The 20,479-nt window shown below is 55.9% G+C and carries 1 protein-coding gene; it reads right to left on the bottom strand.

Going from position 1 to position 20,479, the window contains the following annotated elements; all coding sequences use genetic code 11:
• Positions 1–187 precede the first annotated feature (187 nt).
• Positions 188–19,603, bottom strand: a complete 19,416-nt coding sequence (locus FHS27_RS13310; protein ID WP_184305406.1) for a dockerin type I domain-containing protein — start codon at positions 19,601–19,603, stop codon at positions 188–190.
• Positions 19,604–20,479: the final 876 nt, after the last annotated feature.

The raw sequence follows: 20,479 nt of genomic DNA, 5'->3' as shown, positions 1-20,479 counted from the left end.
GCGGGGCGACCTGGTTTCGCCGAACATCTCGACGGGAAACAGTACGTGACGCTCGCGAAAGTGGGTTTCGTCGGTGGGTCATGGTTTGACCGAAGCCTTGGAAGAAATAAATCGGTGGGGTAATAGCAGACAGACTTGGACGACGCAGGAAACTCCCTGCGCCATCCCTGAACGGAGGGGAGTCAGTTTAGTCCGTCTCGAAACTATCGGAAAATAGATCCAATAACGCGGAGTCGATCGCCTGTCCGGTCGTCTCCGAATCGGACGTTTGTGACGATCTTAAGTCGGATGCCAACGTGTCGGCAACTTGCACAGCCTTTGACTCACCCCCTGTTTGGAGGTCCATGCCAGAGGTCAGCAGCACGTCGAGCGATGTGGAAGCATCAGTCGTCGCACCCGCGGAGTTCTCGTCTTCTGACCGAAGCACGGTGTTTGCCGTCCCAAGGTTGGCGGTCGAGACACTCGCAAATGTCTGCGTTGATGCCAGCGAACTCTCAATGCTAGCCGATGTGTTGGACGCAACCGTCGTCGACGAAGCCGCAATCGGTTCGCTCGACCCGTTGTTGCCGTTGGCATCTCTCGCGTTGAGTTCGTTGATCACCTGCAGGACGTCGACGGAGTTGATAAATCCGTCACCGTTGACGTCGTAATAATCAGGCGGCGACGTCGTGAGTTCCGAGACGCTGAACGCAGTCTGATCGTTTCCACGTGCGTTGATCAGGTTCAGAACCCGCAGCGCGTCGACCGCGGTGACAAACCCGTCTGCACTGACGTCGTACTTATCAACCGGGTTTTGATAGCTCGATTGGTTGAAAGTCACAGTAACCGTGATCGTATCGCTGAGTCGGTCGGTGTCATCGATCAAACGGTATGTAAACGTATCCGTTTGACCGGCAACCGGTTGATTGCCAGTGGTCGACGTGGTGAAGGAGAACGCGCCGTCTTCACGACCGAGCAAACTAACCGTTCCCGTTCCACCAACTGGCTGAGTCAACGATCCCGGTGCGATTCGGATCGACGATCCTGGATCAGGATCGAAGTCGTTTCGCAAAAGTCCGAGAGATGGGTCGGTGATTCGCAACGTTCCGCCAACCGGCACCGAGTAAGCATCGGGGCTAGCAACACCGCTCGGTGTCACATTGCCACGAGGGGCGTCGGCGGTTGCCAAGACGACAAAGTCGAATGAGTGCGAGTTAACGAAGATTCCGTCGGACGCTTCGATCTCGACCTGGACGCTGCCCGACTGATCAGGTTTCGGTGTGATCCGCAGGGTGTCACCGACGAATTCAATGGATTGTACCAGTGGACTCGCCGCGATCTGAGCCGCAGTTGGATTACTGATCGAACCGAGTCGCCGTACCCGATAGGTCAACACGTCGCCATCTGGATCGAAGAACAATCCTTCGCCATCGACAGTCGTGCGTCGCAGGTTCGCTGTGCCCACGCCGTCCTCGAGAATTTCGAGCGGTTGGAGGCTACCGGCGACGACGGGAGAGTCATCCTTGCCCGTCACCGTAACGGTGATGTTCTGAGTCACAGCAGGACTGAGGGAATCAGACGCTCGGACGGTCAACGTTGTCGTACCGAAGGCAAACGGAACAAAGTTCAGCGTCAACTGACTGCCGTTCGTTGTTGCGGTGAACAGGTTGGTATCACTCACGGTCGGTTGTGGGAATGACAACACATCGCCGTCGGCGTCCGTGAACCACGACGTCAAATCAAAAGTAACGCTTTCGTTCGCCGCACGACGTTCTTCGAACTCGAGCGTCGATTGACCTTGCTGGCCTCGCACACCGAAGAACTCAGGCTGGTTGTTCACACCACCGACATTAATGAACGCCGTTGCTGTTGATTCGGCACCGAGCGAGTCGACCACGATGTAGGTGAATCGATCAATACCGCTGAAGTTCACACGAGGCGTGTACTCCAGATTGTTCCCAACCAGAGCGATCCGTCCGCCGCCACCTTCGGTACGTCGCGACTGAACAATCACGCCATTCTCGATGGAGGTAAACTGATCCGGTTTCAGGCTACGGGTCTGATTTTGTGGAGCCTCGGTTTCATCCGTCGGTCCAGCGGTGTCGTTGTCCAGAATACCGGCAACGGCTCCCACAGGTCCATTGATCGGAATGATCAACGGCGGATCGGACTCAGAACTACGTTCGGTTGTCTGATACGTTTCATTGTTCACCCGTGGGTTATCGTTGATCGCATTGATCACGATCTCGACTCGCCCTTGGACGTCCGCTGATTCGCTGACGATCGTGCCAGGAAGGTTGCTCTTCAAACGATCCGCCACTGTGTACGTAAACGTATCAGGATCCTGACCGTTGTAGTCTTGAGGTGGCGTGTAGAGAATCGTTCGACCGTTCGAACTGATCGTCAACGATCCGCCCTGAGTCGTTCGGAACGGCGTAGTGGCAGTACCGGCGGACAAGAAGAACAGATCCTGCTCAAGCGGTTCCGTACCCGGTCCGGCAATGTAGAACGGATCGATCAATTCACTCGCGGTGAAGACGACCGGTCCGAGACTGGTCTGGTCGGCCTGACTGACCACATTGTCTTCATTAATCGTCGCCGTCGAGATCACATCACCCGCGGTGATACCATCCTGCAACGTTGGTTCGTCGTTAACCGGCGTAACCGTAATCGTCGCGACGATCGGCGTCGGGCTCACCAACTGGTTCTCAGGTGCATTGCCGACCACGTCCGTTACCAAGACGCTAAACGAAACAACGCCTGAGTAGTCATCGTCGGCGTCGAACGTGAACGTCCCGTTACGCTGAACGTCGAGCGTCCCCGCGAACTGGCCCGACTCATCAAACAATTGGCGAGTACCGATGTCATCGGCATAAATTTGAACTCCACCCGGAGTCGCCGTGGTGACACCGACGAGCAATCCGTTGTTGTTGGTGAACGCATCCGTTCCAACATCATCCGTCGCTTGCAGGAATTCGCCCTCACGGACGGTGTACTGCGGGCTCGCGTTGCTGATCACCGGAGGTTGGCCGCCGACCAATCGCACGAGGTAATCCTCGACTTCACCGCTCAGAGCCAAACCGACCGGTGAACCCGTGCCGTTGGTCGAAACCCGGAATCGGGCGTAAGTGTTTGCCGACTGACCCGCCAACAATTTGGCGGTCGTTTCTGGAATGCCGATTGGGAATGTCCGTGTCGTTGTTCCTTCACCAAAGAACGCAGGATTAACCGTTCCTTCGAACGGCAGATCAGGCGAAATGACCAACTCACCTGGATCGTCCCAGTCACCATCGGCGTTGAAGTCGATCCATGCTTCAAGGACGCCCTCACCCGTGACCGTCACGTCGACCTGAGTGGTCAGGCTGGCGTTGAAAAGTCCCTGAGGGTTGGATTGACTCGTGAACGTCACTCCGTCTTCGTCGTCACCGCTGATTTCAAACGTCACGAGTCCTGAGGCTGAGTCCGTCACAACTCGGGTGCTGGCCGGAGTCAACGGGCTCGATTCAATCGCATCGGTGATTCCCGCAGCAATCGCAGCAGGCGTCAACAAAGCACTGTCTGCGGCGGTCAGCACGCGATCGCCGGTGTAACCCGGGACCCAAACGACATAGTTGTCTTCGTTGAAGATTCCGTCGGTATCAAACTCGAAAGTGACGACGTCCACACCCGTGTCGATGGTAAACGATTCACCATCGAATCGAGTCAGGTCAAACACATTTGACGGGTTGATGTCGATCTTTACCACACCGTTTTCGAGGCGAGGAACGAACACCGTGCCGCCGCCGCTGAACGCGATCGTCAAATCGTCGCCGTCGGCCGTCCGGACCGAGAGGGCATCCACTTCCGCGTCCACGCTCGTTCCCAGGACAGGTCCCGCACCGATAATGTGTCGAGCACCGTTGTCCAACAATCGTGTCGGGTAACGTCCCGAAACCAGTCCGACCGGATCCGGCGCGTCACCGAAGTCCAAGGCGATGTCGGCAAGGTTAATCGTGAACTGAGTCGTCCGGTCATCCCGGTTGGGTTGCAACGGATTACCAACAGCATCTTTGATCGCAGGCAGATAGTAATTGCTGACCGGCCCCTCGATGATCGAGGCGTTTTCGACAAACAACGTACTTCCGCCACGATCTTCGGCAACCAATGTCGTCGTCGGCAGTTCGCCAACTTTGTTGACACTGTTGATCTGTCGAAGCAGGACTTGTTTCACCGCTTCAGAACCGAACAGAGGTGAGATCGCGACCGGAATCGCACCACCCGGAACACCCGTAACATTTAACGTCGGTGCTGCCGAAATGTCGACTTGGGTTCCAGGCAGATCGTTCAAAATCACGCCGCCTGTTGGGATGCCGTTTTCATCCAGTTCCGCAATCGGATAGACCGTTCCGTCTTCACCGGCGGTGAACCGGAGACCGCCACTGTTGTTTCGAATCGCGGCCGCCAAGCTCTCGGCGATGTCGCCTGGAGTGCTCGTCGGCTGGAAGGAAACCTGAACATTGCCCGGTTGCACTCCACCACCGTTATCAACGGAGTCAAACTCAAACGAAACCGAAACATCACCCTGCCGGATCCGCAAGACTTCGCCGTCGCCGACGATGCCTCGAACAATGTCGATTGCAGGCGTGCCACTGACACCGGGCAACCCAGCATTGCTCACTCGATCACGACTGGTTCGGCCCAGCGAAATTTGTGTGCCGTTAACCACCGTGGCAGCCAACCCGACGGTCGATGCGTTGATCGCCGCGGCAAAATTCGTGGCCAACACGTCAGCATCATCTGCCGTGCTGTAGTTAATCACGTTGGCACCGCCAACGAATTGCCCCGCAGGCACCAGACCACCGATAGCAAACTGGAAGACAACGTCGTTGCCCTCTTCATCCGCGATCAAGAAGATGCTGCCATTGGTGATACTGTTCCCGCCGAGAACCGGCATCGACAACAACAGAGGCCCGAAGACATCCACCGTCGTGCTGCCACTGACGCCCGGTTCACCACGAACCTCGAGCGAACTGCCGAGCGTGACGGTCAACGCCAACGGGTTATCAGCATCGACGTTCACTGCGACTTGGCCTGGAGCAACGGTCTCGCTGCCCGGCAACAAACCTGAAATCAATGTGACCGGGTTGCCCGCATCATCGACGGGGTTCAGAGCGGCTTCGACTTTCTCGGCGAGATCTGTCGCCGTGTCGGTCAGCGAGTAGAGAATCGGCAAGTTGCCCGGCGTGACTCCATCGCCACCTGGGTTTTCCGCAGTACTCAAATCGAATTCGAACGTAACCCGCTCTTCGAAGGCTGCTGCCTCCGTCAAACCGATGCCGTTGAAATCAGATAGAATTCGAGCGGTCTTCTCAGCCGGCACGGTCAGATAAACGAACTGATCTTGAGCAACTGGACTGACGTTGATGCCTCGAGTCGCGATAGCCTGAGCGATCCGTCGAGCCAACTCATCGCGAGAAACGAAGTACTCACGCAGTAGACCGTTTTCGTCTTCGATCGTCTCGGTGACGTCGATCGGGAAGTTACCCGGTGTCACTTCGGCGGGGTCTGCGTCGCTGATGTCGAACTCGAAGTTGTAGAGTTCCGGCAACAACTCGCCTTCACGTAGTTCCAAGGTAAAGACGGTACCGTCGATCGGAGCGACAATCGCTCCGACTTCAAACCCGGCGGGGAAGGCGTTGTTGATTTCAATAGCTGTCGATGGTGGCTCGGGAGCTTTGCTAACGCGAATCGTGTCACCATCGAGAAGCGGGCGAGCTAACCCGACGACACGCAATTGGCCAGCAGACGTCGTAACCAATCCGTTGGAAGGCAAATCGAGATAAACGAATTCGCCATCTACGGTAGGTGTCAGCCCAAGACCCGAATCGGTAACGGTCTCGCGAATCAACTCTGCGATTTCTTCGCCGGTGAGGTTCCCCAACGTTGTGTCGAGGAAGATCTGCGTGGCGTCACTGTTTTCGAGTTGTGCGTCGAATGTGAATTCGAACACGCGTTCCACGTTGCCGTTGCTGATTGTGAACGAGTCTCCGTCCACGATGCCATTGATTCCCGTACCGACCGTTGGCACTTCAAATGCCAGGGTACGGGAGTCTTGGCCGAGCCCACCGCCAGACGTGTCGACAACGTAATCGGCCGGTGCACCGAGAACGACACGCGTTCCTTCGACCACGACATCGAAGTCGAATGCTGCGGCACGACTTGCGGGCAAATCGCCCGTTTCGCCGTCTTTGCGACGTTCCTGCGTGATCGCCGTTTGGATGCTTCGTGCGATCAGGTTGAGGTAATCTTGACGCTCTTGTTGAGCAGCCGGTGTTGCCCGAGCAGGCAAACTGCTGAGTTGCAGTGATACACCTTGAGCAGGCGATGGAGCAGCGGCACTCGTGAACGAGTCCGGCTTGCTGGTGATCGAGATCGCTGGGCCACCCGTGTTTCGGGTAATAAGCAGTGTGCTCAGATCATCGTCCGAAACACTAACGAACACATTGATGCCGTTGTTAGCGAGCGTCCGCTCGATGACTCGGCAAAGTTCGAAGATCGTTCCTTCAACCGGGTCGGCCGGGTTGAACGTAACCGGAATCGCTCCGCCGGTCGCCGTGTTGCCTTCCTGAACAAACTGGAAAACGAAGCTGTCTGTGCCGACAGTCAATCCGACTTCTTCACCGACGAGGGAAACCGTCGGCAATGAAATTCGTCGTGACCCTGGCAACAACACTCCGTCATTGTCGAATTCAAACACAACGGGATCGTTCGTGCCGTCCGAGATCAAGAAGATGTCACCGTCACCCAATCCGCCCGCTTCGGTACCGATGGACGGCACCACCAAAGTCGGTGATTCAGGCAAGAACAACTGGTATCCGGAATCGAACTCGAACACCACAGTGCCGCCATCCGAATCCGTGATACGAATTTGGTCGCCATCAGTCACTTCGCTCGGATCGGGAGCGATAAGAACGGTACGGTCGCGGTTATTAAGCGCGATTCGATACGAACGATCATCTCGCCACACACCCGCAAGTGGGATCAGCGTGATCGTGTTGCTCGTTTCGTCGTAACGGAACGTGTAATCAATACCTTCTTCGAGCAACTCATCATTTTCGAATACGGTGAGGTTGGCACCTTCACGACGAAGCCCTGGGATTTCGGCAACCTTCAACGTACTGTCGTCGATGCCGATTCCGGTGAACGGGTTAGAACCATCTCCGGTATCAACCAGTTGAATCCGGAATTCTCCAAGAACACCAGCACCTCGCTGGATGAAAGATGTCGACTTGTCACTGTCCAGCCCCGCCGCGTCGTTGTCACGGGGGTTCAGTGCCACGGCGATCGGACCGACGAAATCGGCGAGTTCCGAACTACCACGATCCTTGAAGATTGTTTGTCCCGATCCACCCGAGTTTGCGAAGTTAGGGTTATCCGCACGTTGAACACCGTTGACGTCGCGATTCGGAGTCAAGACGTTGCTAATCGGCAGACCGACGGCCGTTTTCACCGACGAAAACGAACTGCGTTCATTCAGGCTGCTCGTCGCACTGTCAATGACGCGTGAACCATTCGCGGGCAAGAAGTTATTGCCCTGTGAATCGACCAACAAGACGTCCGTGGGATCGATAAAGAAGTTGAAGTCGTCCGACTGCAACGTCACGTTCGTCGCACCCACCACATCGTCGGTCGACAACGAGGTATCGACAACATCAAACGGTGCCGTTGGATCGATCGGCCATGTGATATCGAACCGGATCTCGCTGTTGCGTGATTCGTCGTGCTGGAACACGTTGCCGTTGACGATGACTTCTTGCGGTTTGATGAAATCGTTTCCGGCAACCCGTACTCGTTTACCAAAACCGAAGAAGTTGGTTTCGTCGACGAGAATACTTTGATGCAGGTTCGACAAAACGTTGTTGAGCAAGGTTGGCGAGGCACCGCCGGTGACCCAAATCCCGCTCTCAGCGATCAACTGATCTGCGTTTTCGGCAAACTCGACACGGTTGTTATTGTCTGAGTTCGGACGGAAGTCGTTCGTGCTCAGTTTCAATCCTGCATTCATCGCCTCCGGACTCAGCTCGATCTCAGCAATGTTCTCAAACAGAACATACAGCTCGGTCGACGCAAAACCGTCCGTTAGCGTGTTATTGGGACTGAGCGTTGACGAGTTATTTTCAACTCGGTCATGTCCAAAACCCAATGGGAAGTCAGTGTCATTGAACAGTGGGTCAGACTGAATCGGGAACAGGGTGCGTGTTTGGCCGGGCCGACGACTCGGGTCGGACAGGTTCACAATGCCCAAGTTGTCACCACTTTGACCACCCAATGCCGTAGCGCGGCCACGGGCGATCGGGCCACTGCGTCCATCCGGTCCGTTACCGTTTTCATGGTTAGGCAACGCCGGGATATCAGCACCCGAAATCGGGTCTTGCAGTCCCGTCACGGCACTTGCAATCGCATCCATAATTTCAGGGACACGATAGTTCGCGATTAATGGAACGTTGTAGTTGCCATTAGGCAGGATAATGCCAGTGACACTGTTAGTGAATTCGAACGTCAACTGATTGCCCACGGTTGTCGGCACGCCACCACTGACGGGGAAGTTCGGCCAATCACCCGCGAAATCGGCAATTTGCGTTACCGTGAACGTGGTTCCCACTAAATCCGTGGCGACCGTACCGCCGCGACGACTCTGACCTTCGTTACCGTCATCGATGCTCATCACGAATTGGCGAGGAGTGTAGACCTCAATACCAATCTCGTACTCACCCGTAGCCGTACCACCGGTTCGACCGGAGAGACTATTTGGATCGTAAGACGCGTTTCCGGAGGAACTCACACCGATGAAGTACGTTCCCGTCTTCAGGGTCGTGAAATCGACGAACGGATCACGTCCGTTAAGTGCATCCGTAACCGAACCGGCCCGACCAGCTGCGGCAAACGCGGTCGAACGTGGATCGAGATAATCAGGTGCCGCCCCGTTATCAGCGACCTTGGTCTCGTTCGGAGCACCAAAGTTCAATACCTGTGCTTGGCCGAACTCGTCAAAGATCTGAACGATCGTATCGGGACCGCCCTCGATCGTATCAATATCAACAATCAATCGATCGCCGACGATCAGTTCGACCTTGTAAAGGTCAACATCGTTTTCGTCCGCAACCCCTGCCAATGCGGCCGGGAAGGTTTGTGTTGGGAAGACAAGACTCAAGAACAACTGATCGGTCGGAGTAATCAGTTGGCCGCCATTGAGGTTAACCAACAACTGTGTGTCAGAGAACGAGACGTCAACACCGACCGTCGATGCGTCACTGATTTCAACACCTTCGAGGTTACTGAAATCGCCTTCAAAGACGTAGCCATTGAAACTGCCTTCGGCCACCACACCGGTTCCGGTGTAGTTCACCGAAATCGCCGAGTTGGTGACGTCGATATTGGCGTTGACCGTTGTCGTCGGAGCACCGTCGGTCGCAAAGTTCGCGATGTTATTGAATTCGTTGCCAACCCCGACAACCGCGGTACGAGCATCGGTCACATTGGCACTGTCAAAGACCGTCCGGAAGGTGATCGATTGATCAGTCAACCCTTGCGGGATGTTGTAACCGATTGCCGCATTCTGGATGTACGGTCCGGCATGGGCACGACCGACATGCGTGACAGTCGCTTCGCTCAATATGTCGTTGTTGTCGAGTTTCGCGTCGTCGGGGAACAACGACTCCGTACCATCGGATCCGTAGACCGTGTTGTTGATGATTCGAGCGAAAGGCTGAGCGGCTTCGGCAACCGGAGCCGGTCCGACCGTGAAGTCCGTGATACCTCCTCCGCTACTTCCGTATGCGGTAGTGAAATAGATATTACTGACACCTTGCAAATACACTGCGGCATTCGGGAAGGACTCAGGATTGTCCGCGAATTGCTCGTCGAAACCACTGCGTTGTGACATCGAAGGGCCGAGGTACGCGGTCACCGATTCCGCCATGTCGTTGGTGACCAAAATACTACCCTGAATCGCTTGCTGGATCGCCAACATCAATTCAAACGACGTATACGGATAAACCGTTCCGGGAGGATTGTTGTACGCGGCAGCACTCAATTGGTGACGATAATAAATCGGCACATGACCATCGATGAAGCCGTTACCGCCCGCGGTACCACTACCGCCCGCCGTCACTGCCGCACCGCCGATGTCTTCGAACTCGAAGACCACACGGGTGCCACCGGCATCGATCGCCATCGAATAACCGTCGTTCACATTGAGGGTTGCCGAATCAATAACAAATGGACGTGTTTCGCCCTCGACTTTGATGCCCGACAATCGAGCTTGATCGATCGTGTTGTTGCGGATAACCACACCCGACATCAACCCACCGTCGACGGAGTTGTTGAGTGTTGGAAGGTTTCGCACAACACCCGCAGCAGGATTACCGACCGGCGGTAACTGCAAGAACGGGTGAGGCGAGTCGGTGCTTTGCGCGATACCGAACAACTCGTTGAAGTGATCGAGTTCCGACGGATCGCCGCGGAAGTACTCGAGATCGATTCCGCGATCGCCGGCTTCCGAATAAATTCCGATCGCGTGCACGTCACTGATCACATTATTTTCAATGATCACTTGACCTTGTGTACGCGTGACGTTCACGTCACCAACACCGTTATGGAGTACCGCAGGCATTAACAAGCGGCGGTCACCCGCATCGGTGATTTCGACATTCAATGGATCTGTTACCGCAGGACCGTCCGTGAACGATGCCAACTCGGTGAATGAACCATCGACGACGCCGAACAGGTTCAATCGATTGCCGGTCATCGTTTCGTCGTCGAGTCCGTCAGCCGAAGCGGCCTCAACATCAAGACGATTGGTTGTGTTGATCGCCGTACGAATCCGCATGGCGAGTTCCGCCGCGGTATCCGACGCACTGAACACCAAACGTTGGTTGGTGAACTTCGAGGATCCGTTGTTGTCGAACTCGAAGATCTGAGTGGTCTTACCATCGCTGAGTTCGAAAATGTCACCGTCTTGAATTTGTGACCCTGCAGGAACGACGAGCGTGACCTCTTGGGTGTGACGATCATTCGTATCAAATGAGTGCGTCAAACTTTGGGCGTTACCCGTTGGTGTCGTGAACGCGGTGGCTCGCCGCATTTCCAACTGATACTCTCCGGTCGGGCCGTCCGATTCGCCGAGGAAAGTCGTTTCACCAGGCGTGGCGTTGAACACGGTCTCACCACGTTCGGCGAAACCAACGATGAAATCGTCGAGGAACAATCCTTCGGATGATCCAACAACAACGCCATCGCTCTCATACTCAAATTCAAACTGAATGTTGGTGTGACCGGCGAAATCGCTCAGTGAGATAACTTTCTGACGCCACTGTGCATCACTGATGAAATCGGGGTTCGGATCCGCGGTTGGATCGAGCGTGAGATCAGGTTGTGTTTGGTCGAACGAGATGCCCGCCGGATTCTCCGTACTGGTGATCTTCAACGTCAGCGAATCGACCGGATCACCCAATCCATCTTCTGGACTGTCCCAGAAGTAGTTGAAGTAGAATCGCGGCAAGTCCTCGGCGGCGTAGCCGACCAAGTCAAACGTCTCGCTAAGCAGTTGACCTCGAACTTCATCATTACGATCGAAGTGGATGCTCTCGTTCGCTCCATTACCAACGATTTGATCCGTCGCCGAAACATGCATAACGTATCGGCCCGACGCGGCAGGTCCGGTGCGTGGGAACGTCAATGTGCCGTTAGGTGCCGTGACGATCTGAGTGCTGGCTTCGAGGATCCCGATGTAGTAGGTCCCTTGGTCGAGAATTCCGTCGAAGAAGGGATCGCTGCTGATATCGAAGAACGTATCACCGGCACTCCCCGTTTGGCCTTCGGTCGTGAATGACGTTGTGATTCGCCCTGGAGGATTGAGCAGCACTCGAGAGGCATCGAGAATCACTAAATCGACATCCACGCTGCCGAGTGAATCATCGCCAAAGATCGACTGGAACGGGTTATCACCTTCGTCGACATCGATGATGACGCGAGTATTGTTCTCAGTAACGACCAACTGATAGAAGTCAGCCGAGTCGCCATTCATCGTGGCTTCGATCGAGACGTGCGGGATCGTCTGCGCGGTGAAATCATCGGTACCGCCGATTTGAGGGTTGCTCGAAATCGACCACTCCAACGAATTCAGATCCAACGCACCAGCGGGACTTGCCGTGCCCTCGTTGATACGTTGAATGCGAGTGTACGGTGATTCCACATCCGTATCATTGACGGTCGGATTGAGTTCACCACGGAATTCGCTGTAGAAGGTTTGGTTACGACCTGTCTGTCCGAAGTTCGTCTTATCGAAGTTGTCGTTGATGCCGTGACCAATATCATTGGCACGCATGTTCGTGGTGGTGAATCCACCACCGATGATCGACACGTCCGTGAACAACTCGTCTTCACGAGGACCACCGAAGACACTGTCTCCGGTCGCGGCGTCATCGATTCGGTCTTCGAAAATTCGTTGGATCGAGTTAATCGGCTCACGTCGAACAGCGACATCGCTGAGCTGGGCCGGCAATCTCGCTCCGGCGGTGATCGCAACGTAGTACGCACCCTCGGGCAACGACACTGGGCCGATCAACGGATCGCTCGTTGAAATCGAACCGCGGTCGAGCCGTTCGGCGAAATCGCCATTCTCACCGAATGGACTGGATTGATCTTCGGCCACGTTACTGTCGGCACCGAAGAGAACCAACTGCGGCTCCGCAGGTCCGAACTCACCGTCGGGATCGTAGAACACGCTGATGTTCGTATCAGGACGCGTTAGGCCGGAGGCATAATCGACATCAAAGATCGTCGACATGTAGTTCGTGTTGAGGCCCTCAGTGCTTACCAACGCATCCAGGTCGACTTGGTAGAAGTCAACGTCGAGACTGTCACTAATCGAACCGGCAACACTGATGACGGGGCGTTTGCCTTCGAACAGGTTGCCAACATTTTGAGGCTGTTGGGCCGGAGCTCGCGTGTCTTCATCGAGAGCAACCGATTCGAGCACGTCGTTCGACGCTCCCAAACCGAACGGCGAATCCGCACCGGAAACCGATTCGTTCTCACCCGCTTCGCCCATCAAAGGCGATTCGCCTGGCAATCCACGAACGTGGATACCGTGGTTCGCCCACCGGATATCGGCATAGCGAACGACGCTACCGGGATACTCCTGAGCTTCTTGCAAGCGAACTTGGAACTGATAGGCACCGTAGCTGCCGCCCGCGTTCGGATCGTTCGGGTTGCTCGACGCACTGCGAACACGGAAGTAGTAGGTACTGCGGCTGTCCGCACCCGTTGAGTCGCCCGGTAACACGACGCGGAAACCGGCGTCACGCGGGTTGATGCTGCCGATATCGAGGTAATCGCCGAACACGTTCGTTTCGGTGTACTTGTCGGCTTTGGCTTGCAGCGAATCGACCATTCCCTCGACCGACGGATCCGTCACAACAACATCGTTGTCCATCGAATTGTCGCTGCGTGCGAGCAACACGCCTTCGGCATCGAGCAACTCGACCACGGTATCGAGACCGAACGAAGTGCGATCGATATCGAACCAAACTTCGGATCCGGCACTTCCGTTGAAACTGTACGTATCGACGTCAGTGGCTTCGGAGAGATATCCACTAACCTCAAATCCGAGACGACGGTTATCGTCTCCAAGGTTCAAGTCCGCGGCGAGATCACCCAAGAACTGAGCTTGATTCACGTTGCCATTTCGACCAGGCGCGACGTCGGTAGTGAGTTCTTCTTCCAGAATGAAATCGACATTGCGATCATTGCTGTATTGGTCCAGAAGAACGCTACGCCAGTCATTCGTTTCGGGACGTGACCCGTACGAGTCGCCGTTGGTATCAGTGAACTGCGTGCCGTCAATCGCCAGACCTGCACCCACGGTGTCGTCTTTAAAGCTGGTCAGGACAACCGGTGCACCTGGGAGACCGACGATATGAACCGTGCCGCCGAGCCGTTGGGCGCTGTCACTGGTTTCGCCTGTCGCAGTGAACCCGGTACCGAGCGTCGCACTGTTTGGCGTGCCGGCACCGCTGAGTTTGACGACCAACGATTCGTTCGCCCGGCTCTGCAATCGCAACCCGCCGGAACTCTGGATGTTCCCCACCGTGACACTCTCGCTGAGCACGTGCACGATGTCCGTATCATCCCAGATCGATTCAACGAGCAGATCGCCACCGCGAATCACCAAACCACTAATTTGTTTGTCTTCATCTTCATCGGCCGGCACGACCTCAAAGCGGTTCAGACGAATCAACGGCCCGTGGTTGTCATCGAGTTCGGAGAACGTATCGACACTGCCCGTTTGACGCCCGGTATCCCGCAACAAATCAGCGACCAGCGAATCGACATCGATCCCGATCGCCGCACCGCGGTTGTCTTTGAAGTCATTACCAACGATTACCGGTTGACTGCCGCGAACAAAAATCACAGACGGATCAACCGCGAGCCGACCACCACGTCCGGGGCGACCGGATCCGTCCTGACCATCGTCATTGAACTCGAACCGCGTGTTGGTGATCCGGCCATCGGCCTGTTGCAATTCGAGAGGTGCAAACCCGCGGCTCTCACCACCGGCGACCAAACTGATACCACCGGCGTACGAAACAACCGAGTGATCCATACTGACGTACGCGTTCGCGCCAGCGTAGATACCCGACCAATCGCCACGTTCAGCGGCTTCGTTGCCGTTTAAAGTAGCGGCGTCGTTGTTGGTATCAAACGTTCCGCCGGCTCCGTATCGATCGTCGAGCGAACTGGTGAAGACAACCGGTTGAGAAAGCGTGCCTTCGGCGATCAACTGGGTTCCGTGGCCCAATTCAATACGGGCTCCCTGCAGTTTGACCACCATGCCTGGATCAACGACCAACGAAGCATCGAGTCGTCCGCGTCGACCGGCGCGGTTCAGATCCAGAAGGCCATCGGATGCCGTTCCGTCGTCAGTGTAAGACGAACTCAAACCATCGAGGCTCGTGACCAGCTGGTAGCCACTGATGTTGTTACCCGCGGCGTCAAATTCCGCACGATACAGACGACGCGAAACGTAGTCGGTTCCGACCGGGATGCGTGGCAATCCAGCCAACTGAACGCTCGCTCCGGAGAGAGTTTCGCCGGTTGGTGCGGTCAAACGCAGGGCGTCGGCCACGTCGGTTGCAGCCGACTCGAAACCATTGGCATCAACGAACGTCATCAAGTACTCGACGGCTACCGTATTGGCCGGCAACGATCCGCCGGTCAAAACTTGGACCGACGCCTGTGACAGCGATGGCCGAATACCGTCTTGGATGGCACCACCGGGATCACCCGCGATCACCAAATTCTCGGCAATGAAGTGCACCACGCTCGTATCATCAAAACGTGCCGACGACGTCAATTGAGTCGGTGGCGAGTTCGGCGAAACGATTGTGCGAATGAACAACCCGTTGAGGCTGTTATTGGTCAAAACGTTGTTATGAATATCAGGACCGACTCGACCGTAGTCAGGCGTGAACGCACCGGCTTGCTGGAACGCAGGTGTTCCAAATGTGGTTTCTTGGAAACTATCCGGCGCCGCACTCATCGCGGCGTCCGCACTCCGAGTGATCTCATTGAAAGTGATGTTCGGTCGCAGATTGATCATCTGGATCGGGTTAACCACCTGTTGCACCGAGTCGACCAAAATGTCGCTGCTACCGCCATAGCGAATTTCGGCGTGATTGACCGTTTGCAGGAAGATACCCTCTTCTTCCAAATCGGGCCGACCCTGCATTTGATCAATGTCGCGGCGGAAAACAAGTCCGCCCCAGTCGCCGGGTTTCGGCGCAACGGAGGTACCCGCACCCGCAGCATCCGCCGCACGATCACGTGTACTCGTGAAAATCACGCTACCGTCGTCATATCCTGTGCCTGCATCGTTGACTTCACCAACGAGAGGATTGGCCGCGTTGAAATCGACCAAACGCGGCGTCCCGAGCACTTGCAACGCACCGCCACTGCGGTCGATCTGAGTGCTGCTACTGCCGACGCTGATGCGTGACGATCGCATTTTGAAGATCGCCCCCGCATCAATCATGGTCGTCACCCCAGCGGGTATTTCCATGTCGCGACCGTCTTCGAGCGTGCGTCCACCGACTTCACTCAGACCGAATTCGTAGGCGAAGTTGTCCGTCTCGGTAACGATATTCTGATCCGCACCGCCGTTACCGACGATCCGCACGATGTCGCCACTAAGCGCCGATCCGAACGCGTTGACGACAGCCGGGTTGTTGATGTTGTTAAACGGCAACTCAAGGCTACCGTCGGCGTTGGTCGCGGCGAGCTTGTCGACGAAGATCATCCGTCCAAATGTTTCCACACCGCGGAAACCGTTGCTGAATTCAACCGAACGCTCGCCATCGAGCGTGATGCTCTCTGTGTTGACAAATGCCTGAACACCGGTCGCGTCTTGTCGACCATTGATGGCCGTTGCCAGCAGTTCAGCGAGGTTTTCAGGAGGTGAATCGTTACCCGGCGTGGCGCTGTATCGGATGACAACGTTACCTGGACGCCCGGTTCCACCATTGAACGGAAGAAACTCGTATGTGCGATCGGTGCCGTTGGCTCCCGTGATCGTGATTGTTTGTCCCGGCGTGATGGATTCTCCACCGAGATTGAACTGCAACGTTCGTAGTTCAGGACGCGTTTGGAACCAGAAATTATTCACACCACGAGGCACGCCATCTCCGTCACCATCGATCGGCGTCCCCGGAATACCGGGCCGCGTCGAATCTTGGTCTCGGATCACATCGACTTCGTCGACTTGCGGCTCGAACTTAATCCGCAGTTCATATTCGCCCTGCGTCAAACCACCAAAACCACTGTCCTTGACCATCGGGTCGTAGGTGTCATTCCCGCTCGCGGCAACACCGATGTAATAAACCCCTTCGCCGAGCGAAGCGGTCAAGAACGAGTCTTCGCTGAAGTAATCGTCGTTACGACTGAGTTGCTCGAGCCCACCACCGGAAAGAATGATCGGCGTCGTTCGCAGGTCCAGCCCACTGATGTCAGTGGTCAATGAGCCTTTCTCAAGGCTGACCTGGAACAGGCTGCTGGCGAATGCATCGCCTTCAATCGCCGCAATCACTTGGCCGACTTCAACGCGGTCGACGAACGCACCTTGACGAGGCAGGTCGATCAAAATGGCGTTGTTAACGAATCCGCCGGCACCGTCATCGACCCGCAACACTCGTACTTCATCGTCACCGGAATCGCGATCGCTCTCGACGAATTCGATCCGCGCGCCGTTGCCGATCGCCCCGACTTGCACCGCGTCAACGCGAAGCTGCAGAGTCGGACCGATTTTCAAATCGGTCGTCGCGCCGGCACGAACTTCTTGGAACAACGTCACCGTCGTATCGAGCGCACTGGAGTCAGACAATCGTTCGGCGAACGTTTCAACGCTCAGTTGTCCGATGCGATCCGCGTCATCCAAATCGACAACAAACCGATACAGGTCGACGTCCACGCTGTCAGGGCGGTGGACATACTGTCCGTGCAACACGTCAACGTTCGACGGGAAAACCGGTTCCCAATTTGGCAACGAGAAATCATCAAGGTTGTCCGGCAGGTAGACCAAACTACCTTCGGTCATTGGCACATCAGCGGGAAGGCTGATCGGGTCGATCAGATCGTTAAGGAAGCCTCGAAATTCGGGGTATTCCTCGTCAAAACGTTGGAATTCTGGAGAATCAGGGTCCGTCGTCGGCGCCAAAATTTCAGGGCCGAGAACACCATCACTCGGCCGACGCAGCAAGGCCTCTTCATTAAATGCACTCAACGCCATCAACACCTGAGGCGATTGATCGGGCGCTGCCAACAGGCCCAACAACAATCCCACACCGGCGGCGGCTTTCCGTGTGAAGTCTTCGCCGTAATCGAAACCAAAGTTGGCTTGATTACTGAACACGATCGACGCATTCGCACTTCCGGCGGTCGCGTTGTTATTGATCGCAGCGTCAACTCGCACGGACGCCTGCAGTTGTGGGATCGCGGTAAAACGCTGATCCTCTGGAAGTGAACCGTCGGTGAGTACGTCGCTGGTTTCGCCCAACGCAAACGTGATCCCTTGATCGGCCGTCTCGGTGAACTGAACACCGATCTTGTTGCTCCACAACTGCAACACTTCGCGAATACGAAGTTTCTGCGTTGGCGTGATTTGGTTCAACGACGAGGTCGTGCCGTTTTGGAAATAGACACCCTTGAAGTTGTAAGGGATCTCGGTGATCCCGGATTGCAGGTCAGCCCCAAATGCGTCGTTGATGTGTTCGATCAACAACCGGTGACCTGGATCGTCATCACCACCAGCCAACTCGATGTTGACCTGTTGCGGTGAGATCGATTCGCGAATCACCAAACTCGTCAACGTGTCCGATTGACCAAACGTTCCGATATCCAGTGACGTGCCCAACGTGTCGCCCAAGCCGACCAACGTGACCGGGTCGCTGCCGACCAAGCGTTGCGGCAACGGCAATGTCGCGGCGGTGCTGTTGACCGAAATCGAGATCAGGTCTCGGATGACAGGGTCGCCCGCGATGACGTCGGCCAGGTCACTGACCAACGGAATTCCGCCACCGTAGTTGAAAACGATCACACCGTCGGTGTCTTGCGATACCGACAAACCGGCGGTTCCGGTATTAACGAATCGAACCTGTTGGCCCGATGCGTCTTCGCCAACTTGTCGCGAGACGAAATCGAAGGATGCGTCATCAACGCCGAGCGAGACGGTTGCGGTCGGTGCCGTCGCGAACTCCGAGGGAGGCACGATCAGATCGACCTTCGAGTCCACTGCCGTACCGATCCGCAAACGGAACGTGCCACCACCGACAGGTACGCCGGGCAGATTGTTGATGTCGGTGTCGAAGATCAGACGCGCCGTGTGCGTGTCTTCGCTGTAGATCACTTCCTTGGGAAGATAGAACTCATCGTCCGTTGTGCGCACCGTATCTTGGGTGAGCAGTAATTGATAGAAGCGTGGGTTCTCGGCCGAACGAGCAGTCGGATTTCCCGCGGCGTCATCCTCAACGAACAATGGATCTTCGTTGAAGTAGACGACGATCTCGTCGCGGTTTTGAGTCAACGATCCATCGGCGTTACGGATCACCGGTTGCGGAACGACTGCTTCGATCAACGCCCCGAGGTCGAGCCGGAAATCAACCCTCTCGACGCGTTCACCAACGGTCGATGGCTGAATCAGCTCACCTTGAATGTTTCGCAACCCGACGATCGGTTGAGGAGTCGCGTTGGGGTCGTCGTACCCATAGATGTTGATTCGGTAGTTATCGTCCGGCAACGAATCGGCAAACCGCACAACAACTTCGTTTTCGTTCGGATCACCGAGCGTCACCAATCCGGGGGCGATTCGGACATCATCGGACGTTCCAAACAAGCCATCTCGGCCGCTCCGCGTCAACTGAATCGCATCAAGCGTGTTGGCGTCGATCTGTTGATCTTGATCAAACCGGAACGTCAGCACCCGAGGAGCGACTTGGCGAACCGATCCGTTGTCGATCAACTCACCCTCGTTAGGCTGAATGCCGATCAATTCGGGTCCGGCGAGCAACTGCCGTGCCTCGAGCGTTTCGAGCAAATGACGACGACGCTGTTGGCGCGTAACACGCGATCGCCGGTCCTCTCGATTTGAGCGGCGGGCGCGCGCGGGTTGAACGGACGACGCTGGGGGTGTCGTGGAAGCAGGGGAAGACGACGAGTTTCGCTGACGCGAGGTCATAGACCGAACCTTCTAGGCAGAGCGGACGGCAAGCCGGTTGTCACAGCGAAAATGCCGTAAAAACCGCAATACCATTGCACTTGATGTGAATCTCGGAGCTTCGTACCGCCCTGGTTCGGGGTCGCCAGCGTTCTATCCTGAGATAAACCCGCGGGGTCAAACCGGCCCAAAAGCAGACGAAGATCAGTCGTGAATGACGAGGCTGAACGCTTATCACCTCACCATTCAAAGCCAGGTAAGGTTTCCTGACCGTCATAGGAGCTGAGGCGTACAGTTCGCCGAGTATAGTTAGGGCCAGCGGTGTCGCAAATTTTTGCTGCACAGCTACTTACCGCAACGAACACGTCGGCGAGCGAATGTGCCAGTCGTAACGATGCTGTCGCGCTTTCCACCCTCCCTCACACACCCTTCCAAAGGGTGGACTGAGACAAAAAAGAGGGCACTCCAGACGCTCCAACACGCATAACCGGCACGATTCCGCGCCCACTTGGACGCTCCAAACCCCGGAAAGTTCCCGAATGATGCACGCGTCCCCTTATCGATGGTGGTGTTTTTCCGGTAGTTCTTCCTCAAATGCCGAGACCATACCCCTTCTTTCAGGGGGAACAACAGCGTGGCAAAGATAGGCCTCGCCATGCGGCGAAGCCCCCCATCTAGTGCGCTCCCGCGGGAGAGAGCAGCCGATTCGGGGTCCCCGGCCATCACGCCTGCATATTGGTTGTCAGACGAGCATCA

This window comes from Aporhodopirellula rubra, from assembly GCF_014192335.1.
Taxonomy (GTDB): Bacteria; Planctomycetota; Planctomycetia; order Pirellulales; family Pirellulaceae; genus Rhodopirellula; species Rhodopirellula rubra.
The sequence above is the reverse complement of the archived record's forward strand: the minus strand, read 5'-3'. Positions and strand labels throughout refer to the sequence as shown.